Origin of the sequence: Streptomyces sp. BK79 (assembly GCF_044142145.1) — a bacterium.
In the GTDB taxonomy this organism is placed as follows: Bacteria; Actinomycetota; Actinomycetes; order Streptomycetales; family Streptomycetaceae; genus Streptomyces.
Genome location: NZ_JBHVOC010000001.1, coordinates 1 through 15,134, shown reverse-complemented (window position 1 = coordinate 15,134; position 15,134 = coordinate 1). Strand labels below are relative to the sequence as shown.

General features: G+C 69.3%; 11 protein-coding genes. 9 read left to right on the top strand and 2 right to left on the bottom strand.

The features are described 5' to 3' along the window. Window positions 1-33 precede the first annotated feature (33 nt). Both ACFIF2_RS00055 and ACFIF2_RS00050 read right to left on the bottom strand, forming a co-directional pair. A complete protein-coding gene (locus ACFIF2_RS00055; protein WP_395570312.1) occupies window positions 34-756 on the bottom strand; it encodes a heparin lyase I family protein in 723 nt (240 codons plus the stop codon). After that, window positions 753-3,212: a polysaccharide lyase 8 family protein gene (locus tag ACFIF2_RS00050; RefSeq protein ID WP_395570311.1), complete on the bottom strand. Its 2,460-nt coding sequence runs from the start codon at window positions 3,210-3,212 to the stop codon at window positions 753-755. The genes ACFIF2_RS00055 and ACFIF2_RS00050 overlap by 4 nt, the downstream gene beginning before the upstream one ends. Window positions 3,213-3,425: 213 nt before the next feature. Between ACFIF2_RS00050 and ACFIF2_RS00045 the strand changes: the two genes are divergently transcribed. The 9 genes from ACFIF2_RS00045 (at window position 3,426) to ACFIF2_RS00005 (ending at window position 15,010) form a co-directional block, all read left to right on the top strand. Next, the gene (locus ACFIF2_RS00045) at window positions 3,426-4,535 is read left to right on the top strand and encodes a substrate-binding domain-containing protein (protein ID WP_395570310.1); all 1,110 of its coding nucleotides are present in this window, start codon (window positions 3,426-3,428) and stop codon (window positions 4,533-4,535) included. 132 nt (window positions 4,536-4,667) lie between these two features. Continuing rightward, window positions 4,668-5,984 (top strand): ABC transporter substrate-binding protein, encoded by a 1,317-nt coding sequence (locus tag ACFIF2_RS00040; RefSeq protein WP_395570309.1) that lies wholly within the window; start codon window positions 4,668-4,670, stop codon window positions 5,982-5,984. Window positions 5,985-6,159: 175 nt separating this feature from the next. Continuing rightward, complete coding sequence (locus ACFIF2_RS00035; RefSeq protein WP_395570308.1) at window positions 6,160-7,080, top strand: carbohydrate ABC transporter permease; 921 nt, start codon at window positions 6,160-6,162, stop codon at window positions 7,078-7,080. Beyond that, window positions 7,077-8,033: a carbohydrate ABC transporter permease gene (locus ACFIF2_RS00030; RefSeq protein WP_395570307.1), complete on the top strand. Its 957-nt coding sequence runs from the start codon at window positions 7,077-7,079 to the stop codon at window positions 8,031-8,033. The genes ACFIF2_RS00035 and ACFIF2_RS00030 overlap by 4 nt, the downstream gene beginning before the upstream one ends. Before the next feature lie 95 nt (window positions 8,034-8,128). Further along, window positions 8,129-9,109, top strand: coding sequence for a hydroxyacid dehydrogenase (locus ACFIF2_RS00025; protein ID WP_395570306.1), 981 nt, complete (start codon window positions 8,129-8,131; stop codon window positions 9,107-9,109). Window positions 9,110-9,241: 132 nt separating this feature from the next. Next, window positions 9,242-9,457 carry a DUF6417 family protein gene (locus tag ACFIF2_RS00020; RefSeq protein ID WP_395570305.1) on the top strand — a complete coding sequence of 72 codons (216 nt, stop codon included), beginning with the start codon at window positions 9,242-9,244 and terminating at the stop codon, window positions 9,455-9,457. Window positions 9,458-9,498: 41 nt separating this feature from the next. Beyond that, a complete protein-coding gene (locus ACFIF2_RS00015) occupies window positions 9,499-9,957 on the top strand; it encodes a CAP domain-containing protein (protein WP_395570304.1) in 459 nt (152 codons plus the stop codon). 407 nt (window positions 9,958-10,364) lie between these two features. Continuing rightward, entirely contained in the window at window positions 10,365-13,733 is a 3,369-nt protein-coding gene (locus ACFIF2_RS00010) for an RHS repeat-associated core domain-containing protein (RefSeq protein ID WP_395570303.1), read from the top strand. A gap of 398 nt (window positions 13,734-14,131) precedes the next feature. After that, a complete protein-coding gene (locus tag ACFIF2_RS00005; protein ID WP_395570302.1) occupies window positions 14,132-15,010 on the top strand; it encodes a hypothetical protein in 879 nt (292 codons plus the stop codon). The last annotated feature ends 124 nt before the right edge of the window (window positions 15,011-15,134 follow it).

Below are 15,134 nucleotides of genomic sequence, written 5' to 3'. Positions count from 1 at the left end.
GTCACCTCTGTCTCTCTCGTTGTGCACGGCAGCTCAGCCGACGTCCGAATAGGCGGTGCCCACGCGCAGCCGGTCCAGTCGGTTCACGGCGGCACTCTGCGGGGTGTCCCGGTCGTAGACGCCCCACTTGGGTTCGTTGGCGCTGTCCCAGGTGCGTGCCGCGTAGCGGGTGCCGCCGTCGGCGAACGTCTGCCGGGTGCCGTTGAAGAAGAGTTCCACCCAGCCCGATCCGGCCGAGGCGGAGGTGTGGACACCGAGGGCGAACCGGTTCCACGCCCCGGCCGAGACCGGCGCCGACCAGATCAGGTGCCATGCGGCGTCCGTACTGACGTGGAAGAGGCGCACCGAGCCGTCCTTGACGGTCATGATCAGAGGGTAGTTCTGCGCCGCGTTGGGATACGACTTCCATTGCCAGACCACGAAGTCACCGCTGACGGTGGACAGCTGGGACTCCCAGCCCAGCCAGTAGGTCGAGCCGGGCGCGAAGGCGTACCGGGTGCCGCCCACCGAGATGCCCCGGGATTCGCAGCGGACGAGGCCGCTGGGCTTGGTGAACCGGAAGATGGTTCCGTGGCCGTCCTGGTTGGCGGCGGTGACCAGGCTGCCGGGCTCGGCGCACTCCACGCTGCCGAAGACTCCCGTGCCCCGTGCCGCGTCGCCGTCCCAGACGATCGCCGCGCGCGCCGAGGTGGCGGGGGTCAAAAAGCAGGCCAGCCCCGCCAGCAGCGCGGTGGAACGGCGTACAGTCGCCCTCATGCCGTCCTCACCGTGACCTTCTGGGTGGCGCCCGCCTCGGCGGTGAGATCGCCGAACGTGAGGGTCAGCTTCCGTCCCGGCACGGCGTGTTCGACTGTGGCGGGTCGGGAGAGGACCGCGGAGGTCCAGTGGCGCCACGTCACCGTGAGCGTGGTGAGGGTGCGGGTCGGGTCGGAGACACAGACGACCGCGGTGCCGTTGCTCCCGCGCCGGATCAGCACCGAGCAGGGGTCGCTCACGGTGAGGTCGCCCACCGTTCCCGCCGTCCAGAAGTTGACGGCGGTGACGCCGAGGGAGGGGACGTGGACGCCCTGGGCACGGGGTGTGTTGGCGAGTGTTCTCAGCAGCCCTCGCGCGCCAGCGGCATGGGCCGCGGTGCGGGCGGCACTGGCGCCGGGCAGCAGCACGTAGGCGTAGGTGCCGTCGACCGGGTCGGTGCCGTGGTCGACGTACAGGGTGAGGTAGCGATCGGTGAGGGGCGCCGTGGAGGAGCCGGTCTTGATGTCGCTCCATCGGCCGGTGCGCTCCTCGCGCAGGGCCGTGACGCGGCCGCCCGCCGGGAAGACGTAGCCTCCATGGCCGGCGATGTGCGCCCAGCCGGGGTCGCTCAGCGTCTCGGTCCAGCCCGGGGTGCCGGGCTTGCGGTGGTGGTCCACGGTCAGGGCGTGGGTGCCGGCGGGGCCGAGGCGGCGGTTGTCGATGACGGTGTCGACCGCCTCGCCGTCAGTGGCGGTGACGCCGGCGCCCAGGCAGACGATGCCCTCGTCCAGGAAGAACCAGGACTTGCGTGCCTCCAGCGTCGAGGCCAGCCCCTTGAGATGCTGGCCCACTGCGGCGTACGTGCCGTCGGTGGTGCCTCCGACCCACTTCACCGCCGGGCGTTCGGCCCCCCACTGGCCGCCCTGGCCGTCGGCGAGTCGCTTCCTGGAAGCGGTGATACCGGGCAGCCGACAGGGGTCCACGGTGGCCCAGAAGGTCTGCGAGTACTGCTCGTTGGCGAAGTCGTCCCCCCACCAGGACAGCCAGCCGGCGCCGGTGTGGTAGCCGCGCAGGTTCTCCCCGTTGCCCCACTCGTAGTGCGCGATCCGCTCGGAGGCCATGGACAGGCAGGCGGCCCACCCCCGACGGCGGTGTACCGCCCGGTCCTGGGAAGGAAAGAGCCGGTGCGCGAGCGGCTCGGGCAAGGGCTTGACCGAGGCGTCGTCCACGACGCTCTGGAGCTGGGCGAGCTTGTAGACACCGAGCATGGGGTTGGTGTGCGGAAGACTGAAGTACGCCCGCTGGATCCATCCCTTGGCCAGGGCGCGCCAGCGCGCGTTCTGCTCGGGGCTCGCGGCGCGGCCCAGGGCGACGATCGAGGCGATGATCGAGTGGCCGCGCAGATGGTCGTCGTTGGCGCCGCTGGGATGGCCGGGCGGCAGTCCCCGCGCGACGGCGCGTCCGGAGACGGCGTCCATGCACAGGCCGTTGTAGAGGAAGGGGGCCCAGGCTCGTTCGACGGCGTCGAAGTAGTTCTCCCGGGCCGGGTCGGTGATCTCCCAGGGGGAGCCGGCGAGCAGCGCGCAGAGCAGGCTCAGGCCGGTGAACAGGTCCGCACCGTACGATCCGGCGTAGGGCACCCACGTGTGCTGGATGAAGGAGCCGTCACGGTAGAGGCCGTCCCCGGACGTCACGTAGGGGAAGACCGGGGACAGCGCCCCGGCCGCGAGGGCGAGCCGGTCCGCGTCCTCGCCGACCAGGCCGCTGAGCGCGATCGTCCGGCACAGGTCGACGCGGTTGGCGCCGGTGGAGGTGCCCGTGTACGAGGCCACCGCGCTTTCCGGCACGAACGCGCGGACGGCATCCGTGATCGTGGTGATCAGCTCGGCGTCCAGGTGGTCGTACAGGATGGTGGCCGCGTCGAGCAGCGCGTGGGGCCCGCCGATCTGCCAGTTGTACCAGTTGCCGTAGCGGGCTTGGCCCGCGTGGTAGACGTCGGTGACCACGTGCCGGATGCCGGTCACGACCTCCTGGGCGAAGGCGTCGTCCCCGGTCAGGCCCGTGCCGGGCTGGGCGTACGCCTCCGCCATGGAGCGCAGCCGCTGAAAGGTGGACTGGATCTGTGCGGAGTAGGCGTACGACTCCGTGTCCGTGTCGGGATCGGGGTCCAGCCACACCATGCCCGGCCACAGTGAGCCCCGCGCGGGCCGCATCGTGGTCCGCCAGGCGGCGGCGTCCGTGCCCAGCCGGGCGAGCTTGGAGGCGAACGGCTCCGCGGTGGGGCTGAAGCCGGAGCCGAGTACCAGGCCGCGCCAGGTGGCTCTGAGGCTTTCGAAGTCGGCGGATGCCGCCGACGCGGCGTGGGCCGGCTCGGAGGCGGCCAGGACTGCCGCCGAGGCGGTCGCGGGGAGCCCCAGTGCGGCGGCGGCACCTCCCGTCGCCTTGACGAATCCGCGGCGGGACCAGGGTGTGGGCATGGCGTCTCCAAGGACAGGAGCGGAGGAGGAGAGGAGGGGGAGAGGGAGGAGAGGGGGGGGAGGAGGAACACGGAAGGGGGCGCGTGTGCGGGTTGTGGTGGTGGGTTTCTAGCACGATGCGCGCAAGATGCTCAATACGTAAGACTCATAAGAATCGATCACTAGAGTACGGTGGAACGTGCACTAATCGGGGGGTCTTCGGGAGGACGGCAGATGCGGTCGCATGTCAATCAGCGCCACGAACGGGTGCTGGAGATCGTGCGCAGGCGGGGCGACCTGCGGGTGACGGAGCTGGCGGAGGAGCTGGGAGTCTCGGCCGTCACCGTGCGGCGCGATGTCGAGGCGCTGGCCGAACAGGGGCGGCTGACGCGGCTGCACGGCTCGGTCGCGTGGCCCGAGCCGCTCGGCTCCGGCCCGGCCGTCGCCGACGTGGTCGTGGACGTGGACGCCCCCGCACCGCTGCCACCCACCGGAGTGGTCCTGGGCATGGTCGTGCCCAGCATGGAGCACTACTTCGCGGAGCTGGTCAGGGGCGCTCAGGACGCCGTCGCGGCGCGCGGCGGCCGACTGGTGCTCGGGATCGCCCACTGGCGGTCCGAGGAGGACACCGCTCAGATCGGACGGATGCTCGACGGCGGCGTCGACGGCTTGCTGATCCAGCCCAGTTGGGAACGCGGAGTGCCCAGCCCCGAGCAGGAGCAGCAACTGCTGGCCCTACGGGTCCCCGCCGTACTGGTGGACCGGCGCGTCCCTCTCGGGGGCCGGCTGGCCGGGCTGGACAGCGCACGCTCCGACCACGCGCTCGGAGCGGCCGCGGCCGTCCACCACCTGGCTGGGCTGGGGCACCAGCGGATCTCCCTGCTCGCACAGGACAATCCGACGTCACCGCAGGTCCGGGAGGGGTACGAGGCCGCCATGGCGGCGTGCGGCCTCCCGGTGCCGCCGCCCGTGAACGTCGACCCGGAGGACCCGGCCGGCCTGGAGGCGGCGACCCGGTCGCTGTACCGGTCCGTGACGGAGGGCGGGATCACCGCCGCGATCGTCCACAACGACCAGACCGCGATCGGCGTGGTGCAAAGGCTGCGCGAACGCGGCCTCTCCCTGCCGGACGACCTGTCGCTGGTGGCGTACGAGGACGAGATGGCGGCGCTGGCCGACGTGCCGCTGACCGCCGTGGCTCCGCCGCGGCAGGCCGTGGGGGAGACCGCCGTCGAGATGATGTTCGCCCGGCTCGGAGCGAAGCCCGGTGCGGCGGCGCCGAGCCGGCACGTCTCCCTGGTGCCGCGGCTCACGGTGCGGGCGTCCTGCGCTCCGCCGCGGTGATCGCGACCCGTCGACAATTGATTGTTTTGATCGAGTTGGTCATTTGCTCTTGACGGGCGATCGTTGTGCGCAAAAGATGAGCGCATTCGCCTCCGGTCGCTGAGGCGCCTGCTCATCGAGGAGCCAGTGCAGATGAAGCCCGCCCACCGCATGTCCCGCCTCACTCTCACCGCCTCCCTGAGTTGCCTGGCCCTCCTCGCCACCGCCTGCGGCGGCGAGGGCGGCGGCACCTCCGGGGCCTCCGACAGCAAGCCGGTCACCCTCACCATGTGGTCCTGGATGGTCGGCACCGAGGAGGTCGTCGAGAAGTTCAACGCCACCCACGAGGACATCAAGGTCGAGTACACCGAGATCACCGCCGGTACCGACGGCTACTCCAAGATCGACAGCGCGATCAAAGCCGGCAACGCACCGGACGTCGTGGGCATGGAATACGCGATGCTCCCCGAGTTCGCCAGCCAGGGGAACCTGGAAGATCTGACCGAGCACTCCGGGAAGCTGGTCGAGACGTTCCCCGAAAGCCTCCGGTCGCTGGTAACCCCCGGTGACCGTACCTGGGGGGTCCCCTTCGACGTCACCCCGCAACTCCTCTACTACCGGACCGACCTGTTCGACAAGGCCGGTGTGGAGGTTCCGGGCACCTGGGCCGAGTTCGCGAAGGCGGCGGAGAGGATCAAGGCCGCCGACAAGGGGAGCCGTATCCTCAACGTCCCCAAGGGCGGCGACATCCCGTTCATCAACGGACTGGCCTGGCAGGCCGGTTCGCAGGGCTTCGGCGTCGAGGGCGACGCCTGGACGGTGGCCATCGACGACGAGCCCGCCCTGAAGGTCGCCGAGTTCTGGGACGGCCTGGTGCGCGACGGTCTGGTGCTCAACCACCCCGCTTGGAGTGAGGAGGAGAGCACCGCCAAGAAGAAGAACCAGGTGGCCGCGTTCATCGGCGCCCCCTGGAGCGGGGCTGGTCTGATATCCCAGACGCCGGAGCAGAAGGGCAAGTGGGCCGTGGCGCCGCTGCCCACCTGGGACGGCACACCGGCCACCGGTACCTGGGGCGGCACCTCCTTCGCCGTGCCCAAGGGAAGCGACCACGTCGAGGGCGCGGCCGAGTTCATCGAGTGGCTCACCACCGATCCGGCCGCGATGAAGGCGCGACTCGCGGATGCCGAGGCACCGAGCAGTGTCCTGCCCGCCGCCCCCGGCCTGCAGAAGGTCGCGGCGACGGAGTTCGCCCGAGCCTCCGACGGCTATTTCGCCAACGACCTCTACCAGGTCGCCGCCGACCAGGTGGACACCGTCGTCGGCGACTGGACCTGGGGCCCGGTACAGGGGTCGGTGAACGAGGCGTTCGAGAGCGCCGTAGCCAAGGGAGGCTGGAAGGCCGGCTTCCAGGCGGCCCAGCAGGCGGCGCTGAAGGCACTCGACGACCGCGGACTGAAAACGGTCGGCTGACCCCACGCCGGCCGGCCCCCCGGGAGACCGCCGCGCCGGCCACGCGCCCCGGGCCCGACCGCCGCGCCGGCCACGCGCCCCGGCGGATACAGCAGGTGCCACCCCGGCCGCCTCACCACTCGACCCACTGTTCCTTCCGGCTCCGCCGCCGCGGGCGCCCCGGTCAGGAGAACCCATGACAGCGCCACCCCCAGCACCCGCCCGCCCCTCGGTCGGACGCGCCCGACAGCGCGCCGCCGCGGCCTACCTCATACCGTTCTTCACCCTCTTCACGCTCGTCATGGTCGCCCCCATCGGCTACGCGCTCTGGACGAGCCTGTTCAAGGAAGAGTCCTCCGGTCTCGGTTTCGGCGGCACCGACAGCGTCTTCGTCGGCCTCGGCAACTACGCCGACGCACTCGGCGACACGGCCCTGCGCGCCTCGTTCCTGCACGTCGCCACCTACGTGGCGATCTACATCCCACTCATGACCTGCACGGCACTGCTGCTCGCCCTGCTGCTGGACTCGACCGTCGCACGGGCCAAGCGGCTGTTCCAGCTGGCCCTCTTCCTGCCCTACACGGTGCCCACCGTCATCGCGGCGATCATCTGGGTGTATCTGTACTCGCCGAGCCTCAGCCCGCTCATGGACTGGTTCGGCTCCGCAGGCGTCAGCGTGGACTTCTTCTCCGCGCAGCTGGCCGTTCCCTCGGTCGTCAACATCGTGACCTGGCACTACGTCGGCTACAACATGGTGATCCTCTACGCGGCGCTCCAGGCGATCCCCCGGGAGACGCTCGAAGCGGCCATGATGGACGGAGCCGGGGCGATCCGCACCGCGTTGCGGATCAAGGTCCCGCACATCCGTTCCGCCCTGGTCCTCAGCCTCCTGTTCACCTGCGTCGGCGCCATCCAGCTCTTCAACGAGCCCTACATGCTCACGACCCAGTCGGAAGCCATCAACCGTGACTGGTCACCCGTGATGTACGTGCACAAGGCGGCGTTCGTCGACCACCAGCCCGGTCTCGCCTCCGCGGCGGCGATCCTCATCGCCCTCCTGGCGGGCGTCCTCTCCTATGCAGTCACCAAGCTCGGCAACCGCTGGAAGGCAGCATGACCACGCACACCGTCACCGGGCAGGCCACCCCCCACACGGCCGGCGAGGGGAGCGGACCGAACAGGCGGCCCAGCGAGCAAGACCTACGCCCAGGCGACCGCAGCCCCGCGCGCCCGAGCCGCTCGTGGACCTCCAAGGCCGTCGTCAACGGCCTGCTCGCCCTCTTCGCCTGCTACACCCTGCTGCCTCTGACCTGGCTCCTCGTCGCCAGTACGAAGGACCACGGTGACCTCGTCGGCACCGGCGGCTTCACCTTCGCCGACTTCAACCTCTTCGCCAACCTCGGTGACCTGTTCACCTACAGCGACGGAATCTACGGGCGCTGGCTGCTCAACAGCATCCTCTACTTCGGTCTCGGCTGCCTGGCCTCCACCTTCGTCAGCACGGCCGTCGGCTACGCCTTCGACAAGTACGACTTCCCGCACAAGGAGAAGCTGTTCGCTCTGGTGCTGCTGGGCGTCCTCGTCCCGAGTGCCGTCCTCGTGCTGCCCCAGTACCTGCTGGCCGGCAAGGCGGGCCTGGACAACACCTATTGGGCCGTGCTGGTCCCCCTGCTGGTCAACCCCTTCGGCGTCTACCTCGCCCGGGTCTTCTCCGAGGGGTACATCCCGGACGAGGTGATCGAGGCCGCCCGGATGGACGGCGCGGGAGAGTGGCGCGTCTTCCGATCGGTCGGCCTGCCGATGATCGCGCCCGGCTTCGTCACCCTGTTCCTCTTCACCTTCACCTCGAGCTGGAACAACTTCGTCCTGCCGCTGTACATGCTGAGCGACGACAAGCTCTATCCCGTCACCCTCGGCCTGGCGATCTGGAGCAAGTCCTCCCAGCAGAACCCGGAGTTCTACATGCTGACGATCGTGGGGGCCCTGGTCTCGGTCCTCCCTCTGATCATCGCCTTCGTCTGCCTCCAGCGCTTCTGGCGCTCAGGGCTGACCGCGGGCGCGGTGAAGTGACGATGACCGCACGGCACCCCACGACGCCGGCCGCAGGAAGCCTTTCCACGATCGCGCCCGGCCCACGCCCGCGGCGTCCCCGCACCGCTCTCGCGATGTCGCGGGAGACCCGTGACGCCCTGCGCGACGAGGGCGCCATCGACCTGCTCCGCGAGGCGGCCGACCTCGATCCGGACCTGCTGGTCACCGACTTCGCCGACCCCTGCGCCGCCGAGGCCCTCGGCCGCACGGAGGTGCTGCTCACCCACTGGGGCTGTCCGCCGCTGACGGAGCGAGCACTCGCGGCGATGCCCCGGCTGCGGGCCGTCGTCCACGCCGCAGGGTCCGTCAAGCACCACGTGACCGACGCCGTATGGGAGCGCGGCATCACCGTCTCCAGTGCCGCGGCGGCCAACGCGCTGCCGGTCGCCGAGTACACGGTGGCCGCCATACTCCTCACCGGCAAGCGGATCCTGGAAAGCGCACGTGCCTACCGTGAGCGGCGAGCCGCGTACCCACTGCTGCCCTACTTCGCCGGTCACGGCAACTACCGTCGGGTTGTCGGCATCGTCGGCGCCTCGCGCACCGGCCGGCGCGTCATCGAACTGCTGCGGCCGTACGATTTCACCGTCCTGGTCCACGACCCCTATCTGGACGACGCCGGCGCCGCCCGCCTCGGGGCGCGGCCCGTCGGCCTCGACGAACTGACCCGGCTCAGTCACGTCGTCTCCATCCACGCCCCCCAACTTCCCGAAACGCGCCACATGTTCGACGACAGGCGGCTGGCGATGCTGCCCGACGGCGCCACGCTGATCAACACCGCGCGCGGCTCCCTGGTCGACACGGACGCGCTCATCACCCACCTGGCGTCCGGACGCATCCACGCGGTCCTCGACGTCACCGACCCCGAGGTTCTGCCCGCCGAGTCACCGCTGTTCCGGCTGCCCAACGTGCTACTGACCCCGCACATCGCGGGCTCGCTGGGCAGCGAGCTGGGCCGCATGGCCGACTACGCGGCCGCCGAGATCACCCGCTACGCCCGGGGCCTGCCCTTCGCCCACGGAGTGGAGCCCCAGGACCTGAGCCGGACAGCATGACGGCACCGCCCGCGAACGATGGGTGATCGTTCGGCTGAAACCCTGGCTCAGCCCCGACCCGCACACGCCGGTCGGGGCTGACCTGCGTCAGGTGCCGTGTGGGCGGGGCGCTGCTGGGTACGGTGCCCGGTCATGGACGACTACGAGCGTGACTACCTCGACGAGAGCGACCTGAGCGAGATCCTCTCCACGCCGGCGGAGACGGCGGAGCGCCTGGCGCTGCTGACGCGGGAGGAGGCCTCCGACGTGCTCGGCCTGGTGACCCTCTCGCAGGAGGGCGGGCCGATGTCGCGGGAGGCGGACCGCCTGGCGAAAGCGATCGCCGTCCGCATTCCGTCAGAGAACTGATGCCGGCCAGGGGTGTGAGGGTGCGCTTGTGATCTCGGGATGTGCGTGCGGGTGGCGGGGGTGCTCGATCGGGTGATCGCGTTGGCGATCACGGCACGTCGTCGGGGGCGGGATCGAAGGGCTATGGCGAGAACCGCTACTGGTTCGCCACCTACGAGGACGAACCCGCCTCGTGCGAGGAGGCGGTGCGGCGGTGGTACGAGGCCCGCTGGACGGGCGGCTACGACTGGGACCGGCCCGGCTACTCACCCGACACCGGCCCCTTCACCCAGGTGGTGTGGAAGGACACCGAGAAGCTCGGTTGCGGCCGCGCCTCGGGAACCCCGGAAGGCGAGGAGTCATCGGCCGGTTCCGGGACAACGTGGGAGCACCGGTCGGCGGCTGAGCGCGCCCCGGCCACTGCGGGGACCCGCCCCCGGCAGCCAGTGCCGACAGCCCGGCGCACCATCTCGTTCAAGACAAGTTGTCATGTGGCAACCATTTATCCCTTGCCAAGGTGACAGCCGTCCTTGGGATCTTGAAGAGGGGCGCGCGGCGATCTGAAGCTGTTTGAAAACGGCACATTTCAGGTCGGGTATGCGCGAGATCCGCTGGAAAACCGAAAAGGGCAGGTCATGGACGGGCTGGCCGCCAGGGTGAAATTCCCCCTGCTGCCATGAGAGCGGCCCGTCTCGTCCTGTTACATCCGGGTTTCTTCCGGCCTAAGCGGCACGGCTGATTCCGGGCCGTATGTGACGGCTGATGCGGGGCACGCCGCGTCACCTTGTGCGGTTGTTGTGCCAGGTTGTGTGGCTCCGGTGACCGCAGGGGTTGCCGGGTCTGACTTTCCGTGGGGGGAAGCTGAATGCACTCGCGTGCTGCAAGCACGCCGTTTCGGCGTGCCCGGAGATTCTCGCGCTACGGGCTCATGGCCGCGGTGGCGGCGCTGTCGCTGGTGGTTCCGGCGGCCCCGGTGTTTGCCGCACCGGCGCCGGCGGATCCGGGTTCGACCTCGGCGTGGGGCAAGAAGTCCGATCTGGACGTGCCGCCGGTGAAGGTCGGTGCGACCAGGCCGGTGACCGGTAAGCCGGAGGCCGAGCCCACGAAGGCGCGGGCCGCGTGGCGGGCGGAGCAGAAGGAGCGGGCCCGCACCGGTGAGCTGCCCGAGCCGCCCAAGAAGGCGTCCGGAGCGCCGTCCGCCGATGCCGCGGCGATGGTGTACGTCCCGGAGGACCAGGGTTCGGTGCCCTGGCACCAGATCTCGGACTTCCGCATCACCGACTCGCTGGTGGCGAGGATCAATCTGTCCACCGGCAACATGATGCTCGCCGCGACGGACTTCGAGGTCGCCGGCGTCGGACAGAGGCTGCGCCTGGCGCGGACGTACAACTCCTTCGACGCGCCCTGGGGCAAGGTGTCCCAGAGATGGTGGCAGGAGTACGAGCGATACCTCCAGTTCTTCTCCGGCGAGGTCATCCTCTACGACGCCACCGGCGCCACCGTCAGTTTCACCGAGAATGCCGACGGTACCTTCGCCACGCCCAAGGGCTACTCGAAGGACCTGAAGAAGAACGCGGACGGCACCTACACCCTCACCGACCGCAAGTCCGGCTCCAAGGACACCTACGACGAGCACGGCACGCTGACCAAGGTCACGGACCGGAACAAGGGCACGATCACCGTCGACCAGCACGACGACGGAACCGAGCACAAGGGCTTCAAGCTCACCGAGACCCGCTCGGGCCGCTGGCTCGACCTGGTCAAGACGAGCGCGAGCCAGTGGCAGGCCAAGGACCAGACCGGCCGCACCGCCGTCTTCGACCTCAACGCGGCCGGCGACCTGGCGAGGACCATCGACACCGAGGGCAAACCGACCGCCTTCGAATACGACTCCTCCCGCCGCCTGACGAAGATCACCACCCCGGAGGGCCGGGTCACCGTCTTCAGCTACGACGAGGACAACCGCGTCCGCTCGATGCTCCGGGCCACCGACTTCAACGGGTCCGGACACACGGGGCCGACCTACACCTACGCGTACTCGAACACCGACCCGTGGACCGCGGGTACGACGACGGTCACGGACCCGGAGCAGCACGCGACGGCATACGAACACAACGCGGACGGCGGCGTCACCAAGGTCACCGACGCGCTGGGTCATTCCCGCTCGCGCACGTTCGACGCCAACCACAACATCGACACCGCGACCGACGCGATGGGCGTGGGCGGCACCGGCGCCAACGTCACCGCCTACGGCTGGGACGGACGCAACAACCCCACCTCGGCCAAGCTCCCCACGGGTGCCACCGCGACTCTGACCGGGTATCAGACCATCGCGGGCGCTGACCTGCCGAAGTCGTTCACCGGTGCCGACGGTGAGAAGGCCGACTACACCTACGACACCGCGGGCAACACCAAGTCGGTGGCGGTCACCGGCACTGGCGGGGGCCAGCGCACCTTCGACCACAACCCGGCCACCCCCACCTGCGGCGGCTTCGAGGGCCAGACCTGCAAGGCCACCACCAGCATGTCGGACACCAGATCGGTGTCGACGTCGTTCACCTACGACACCAGGGGCAACCTGGCCAAGGCCACGCCGCCCGCTCCGCTGGGCCCGACCACCTACACCTACGACGCGCTGGGCCGCCCGGAGACGGTGACCGACGGACGAGGCGTCAAGACCGTCTACACCTACGACAACCGGGACCGGGTCGTCCTGGTCTCCTCGACCAACTCCACGGTGCGCTACCACTACGACGGCGACGGCAACCTGCGCCAGCGCGACGACGGCACGGGGGTCACCAAGTACGAGTTCGACCCGCTGTCCAGGGAGACGGTCCGCACGCTGCAGAACGGCTCGCAGACCAAGCTCACCTACACCCCGGCCGGCAACGTCGACACCTACCAGGATCCGGCCGGTGTCACCGACTACACGTGGAACGAGGTCAACAAGCTCACCGCGCTGAAGGACCCGACCGGCAGGACGACCACGTACAAGTACAACGCGAACGACGTCCGCACCACGACCACCTATCCCGGCGGCACCGTGCAGACGGTGACCCCGGACAAGTCCGGCAGGCCGGAGAAGATCAAGGCGACGTCACCGAAGGGCACCCTGGTCGACCTGGCCTACTCGTATTCCAACGCGGGCAAGGACGGGGCAAAGATCCGCACCCGCACCGACACCGTCACCGGCCTGAAGACCACCTACTCCTACGACAGCGCAGGCCGCTTCTCCTACGCCAAGGAGGAGCAGGGCACCACACTGAACTCCTCCTGGCAGTACTGCTACGACCAGGCCGGCAACCTCACCAGCCAGGGCGTCGACCCCGGTTGCCCGCGCGGCACCACCTACAGCGTCAACGACGCCCAGCAGATCACCGCCAAGAACGGCAGCGGCACCAACTGGTCCTACGACAAGACCGGCAACGAGACCGCGGGCGCCGCCACACCCGAGGGCACCCGCACCGGCGAAACCTGGTCCGACCACAGCCAGATGACGTCGATCACCGTCGCCGGAAAGACCTACGCCGGACAGTACGGCTCGACCGACCAGAGCGAGCGCATCAAGCTCGGCGACACGTTCTTCCACAACGGGCCGCTCGGCCTGTCCGCCAAGACCACCGCGGGTGTGGACATGGGATTCAACCGGGAACCCGGGGGCACCTTGAACTCCATGACGACCGGGGGCAAGTCGTACTACTACCTCACCGACGCGATCGGCTCCGTCGTCGCGCTCGCGGACGAGACCGGCACCAAGGCCAACACCTACGCCTACAGCCCCCGCGGCGTCCAGCGCTCCACCACCACGGAGAAGGTCTCCCAGCCGTACCGGTTCGCCGGCGGCTTCCAGGACCCCACCGGCCTGTACCACTACGCGGCCCGCTACTACGACCCCAACATCGGCCGCTTCACCAGCCCCGACCCCTCCGGCCAGGAGAAGAACCCCTACCTCTACGCCGAAGGCGACCCCGTCAACCGCATCGACCCCAGCGGACTCGCCTCCCAGGGACTGAACCTCGAGGTGTGTGCCTTCGGGGCGTGTCTCGGAGGGGGCGTCAGCGTCAATGACGACGGCGCGATCCACCCCAGCCTCTCCGTGGGAGCAGGCACACCCGGAGTGAGCGGGGGGTATGAAGCGAGCGCCAGTGACGCCTCCGCCGGCTGGACGGGCGAGGCGGAGTGCTCAGCGGGCTACTACCGTGCGTCGGCCAACACCCAGGGCGAGACGTCGGCCGGTGCCAGCACTTCGTACAGCGCCAAGCCGGGGTGCTCGGCGAAGATAAAGAAGACCTGGTAACGGAAAGGACGAAAAGATGCGTGCACTGGAACTGGCGGCACCCGGCGGGGGACCCGACGGTCCGCCGTGGCTCGGCATCATCTTCGGTGTCCTCGTGGTCATCGGAGCTGTCTTTTTCGCCGTGAGCCTTATGCGAGGCCGCGGAAAGTAAAGAAAGAAGACCGAAAGCGCAGCTTGGTCTCCAGATTGTCGCGAAGTCGCGGAGGGCGCCTTCGCCGCCCGATGGGTTCAGGCGAAGGCGCCACCGGAGTAGACGCACTGACGGTCGAACGCATTCCGTTCAAGTCGTCAATAAGCGTCCCGCATAAGTGTGTTCGGGCATGGCTGGGGCATTCGGAGACCGATGGATCGGCGCCATTCGGCGGCGGTCGATAGTCGTTGAGGAGATGGGGATTCACATGCGCAGCAGGGGGATGAAGGCCGGCGCGATCGTGGTGGCCGCGGTGGTGGGGAGCGTTGTCGTGACGGGGTGCGGTGACGGCGGTGGCGGCGGTGAATCGAAGGCTCAGGGAGCCGGTGCGTCGGCCGGCGCCAGCAAGAGCGGCGCTCAGGAGCAGGGGACGACGGAGGTGCGGGCGGCGTACGACAAAACGGCCCAGGCCAAGTCGGCGCGGATGACGATCAAGATGAATCTCTCCGCGGAAGGCAAGGCGATCACCTCTGACGGGGAGGGGGTGCTCGACATGGCTGAGGGCAACAGCGTCATGACCGTCACCGCGCAGGGCAAGAGCATCGAGCAGCGTGTGGTCGACCAGGTCCTCTACCAGAAGGTGCCCGGCGAGAAGGCCCCGGGCGGCAAGCCCTGGATAAGGATCGACCTGAAGAAGGTCGCCCAACAGCAGGGGCTAAGCAATCAGCAGATCGGCGACCCGGCCCAGACCGCCGCCTATGCCAAGGCGATCACGGACAAGGACGTCACGAAGGTCGGCACCGAGAAGATCGATGGAGTCGACACCACGCACTACCGGGTCTCGGTGGATGTCGCCGAACTGCCGGGCGGCGAACAGATGAGCAAGCAGCTCGGCCCCACCATGCCGATGCAGGTATGGCTCGATGACGAGGGCCGGCTCCGCCGTCAGCAGATCGACATGACCGTCAAGGCACCGGCGTCCGCCTCCGCGAAGCCCGACAGCAGTGCGGCGCCCCAGCAGCTCAAGATGAGCACGGTGATGCAGTTCTCCGACTTCGGCACCGAGGTCGACGCCCAGGCCCCGCCGTCCGATCAGGTGGCCGACATGACCGGCCAGGCCCTCCAGGGCAGCCAGCAGCAGAGCTGAACCGCGCGGACGATACCTGCCTTCTGATCGTCGACCTCTCGTCGGTAAGGGCCGCGTGACGATCGGCCTGGGTCGGGACCCGCCCCCGTTACCCCGGCCCCCCGGGGAACCGCGGCCCGGGGTA

Coding starts and splice junctions, on each gene's coding strand:
- ACFIF2_RS00010 (WP_395570303.1), top strand. CDS start 10,365: ATGGCCGCGGTGGCGGCGCTGTCGCTGGTGGTTCCGGCGGCCCCGGTG.
- ACFIF2_RS00035 (WP_395570308.1), top strand. CDS start 6,160: ATGACAGCGCCACCCCCAGCACCCGCCCGCCCCTCGGTCGGACGCGCC.
- ACFIF2_RS00040 (WP_395570309.1), top strand. CDS start 4,668: ATGAAGCCCGCCCACCGCATGTCCCGCCTCACTCTCACCGCCTCCCTG.
- ACFIF2_RS00055 (WP_395570312.1), bottom strand. CDS start 756: ATGAGGGCGACTGTACGCCGTTCCACCGCGCTGCTGGCGGGGCTGGCC.
- ACFIF2_RS00045 (WP_395570310.1), top strand. CDS start 3,426: ATGCGGTCGCATGTCAATCAGCGCCACGAACGGGTGCTGGAGATCGTG.
- ACFIF2_RS00050 (WP_395570311.1), bottom strand. CDS start 3,212: ATGCCCACACCCTGGTCCCGCCGCGGATTCGTCAAGGCGACGGGAGGT.
- ACFIF2_RS00025 (WP_395570306.1), top strand. CDS start 8,129: ATGTCGCGGGAGACCCGTGACGCCCTGCGCGACGAGGGCGCCATCGAC.
- ACFIF2_RS00020 (WP_395570305.1), top strand. CDS start 9,242: ATGGACGACTACGAGCGTGACTACCTCGACGAGAGCGACCTGAGCGAG.
- ACFIF2_RS00030 (WP_395570307.1), top strand. CDS start 7,077: ATGACCACGCACACCGTCACCGGGCAGGCCACCCCCCACACGGCCGGC.
- ACFIF2_RS00005 (WP_395570302.1), top strand. CDS start 14,132: ATGCGCAGCAGGGGGATGAAGGCCGGCGCGATCGTGGTGGCCGCGGTG.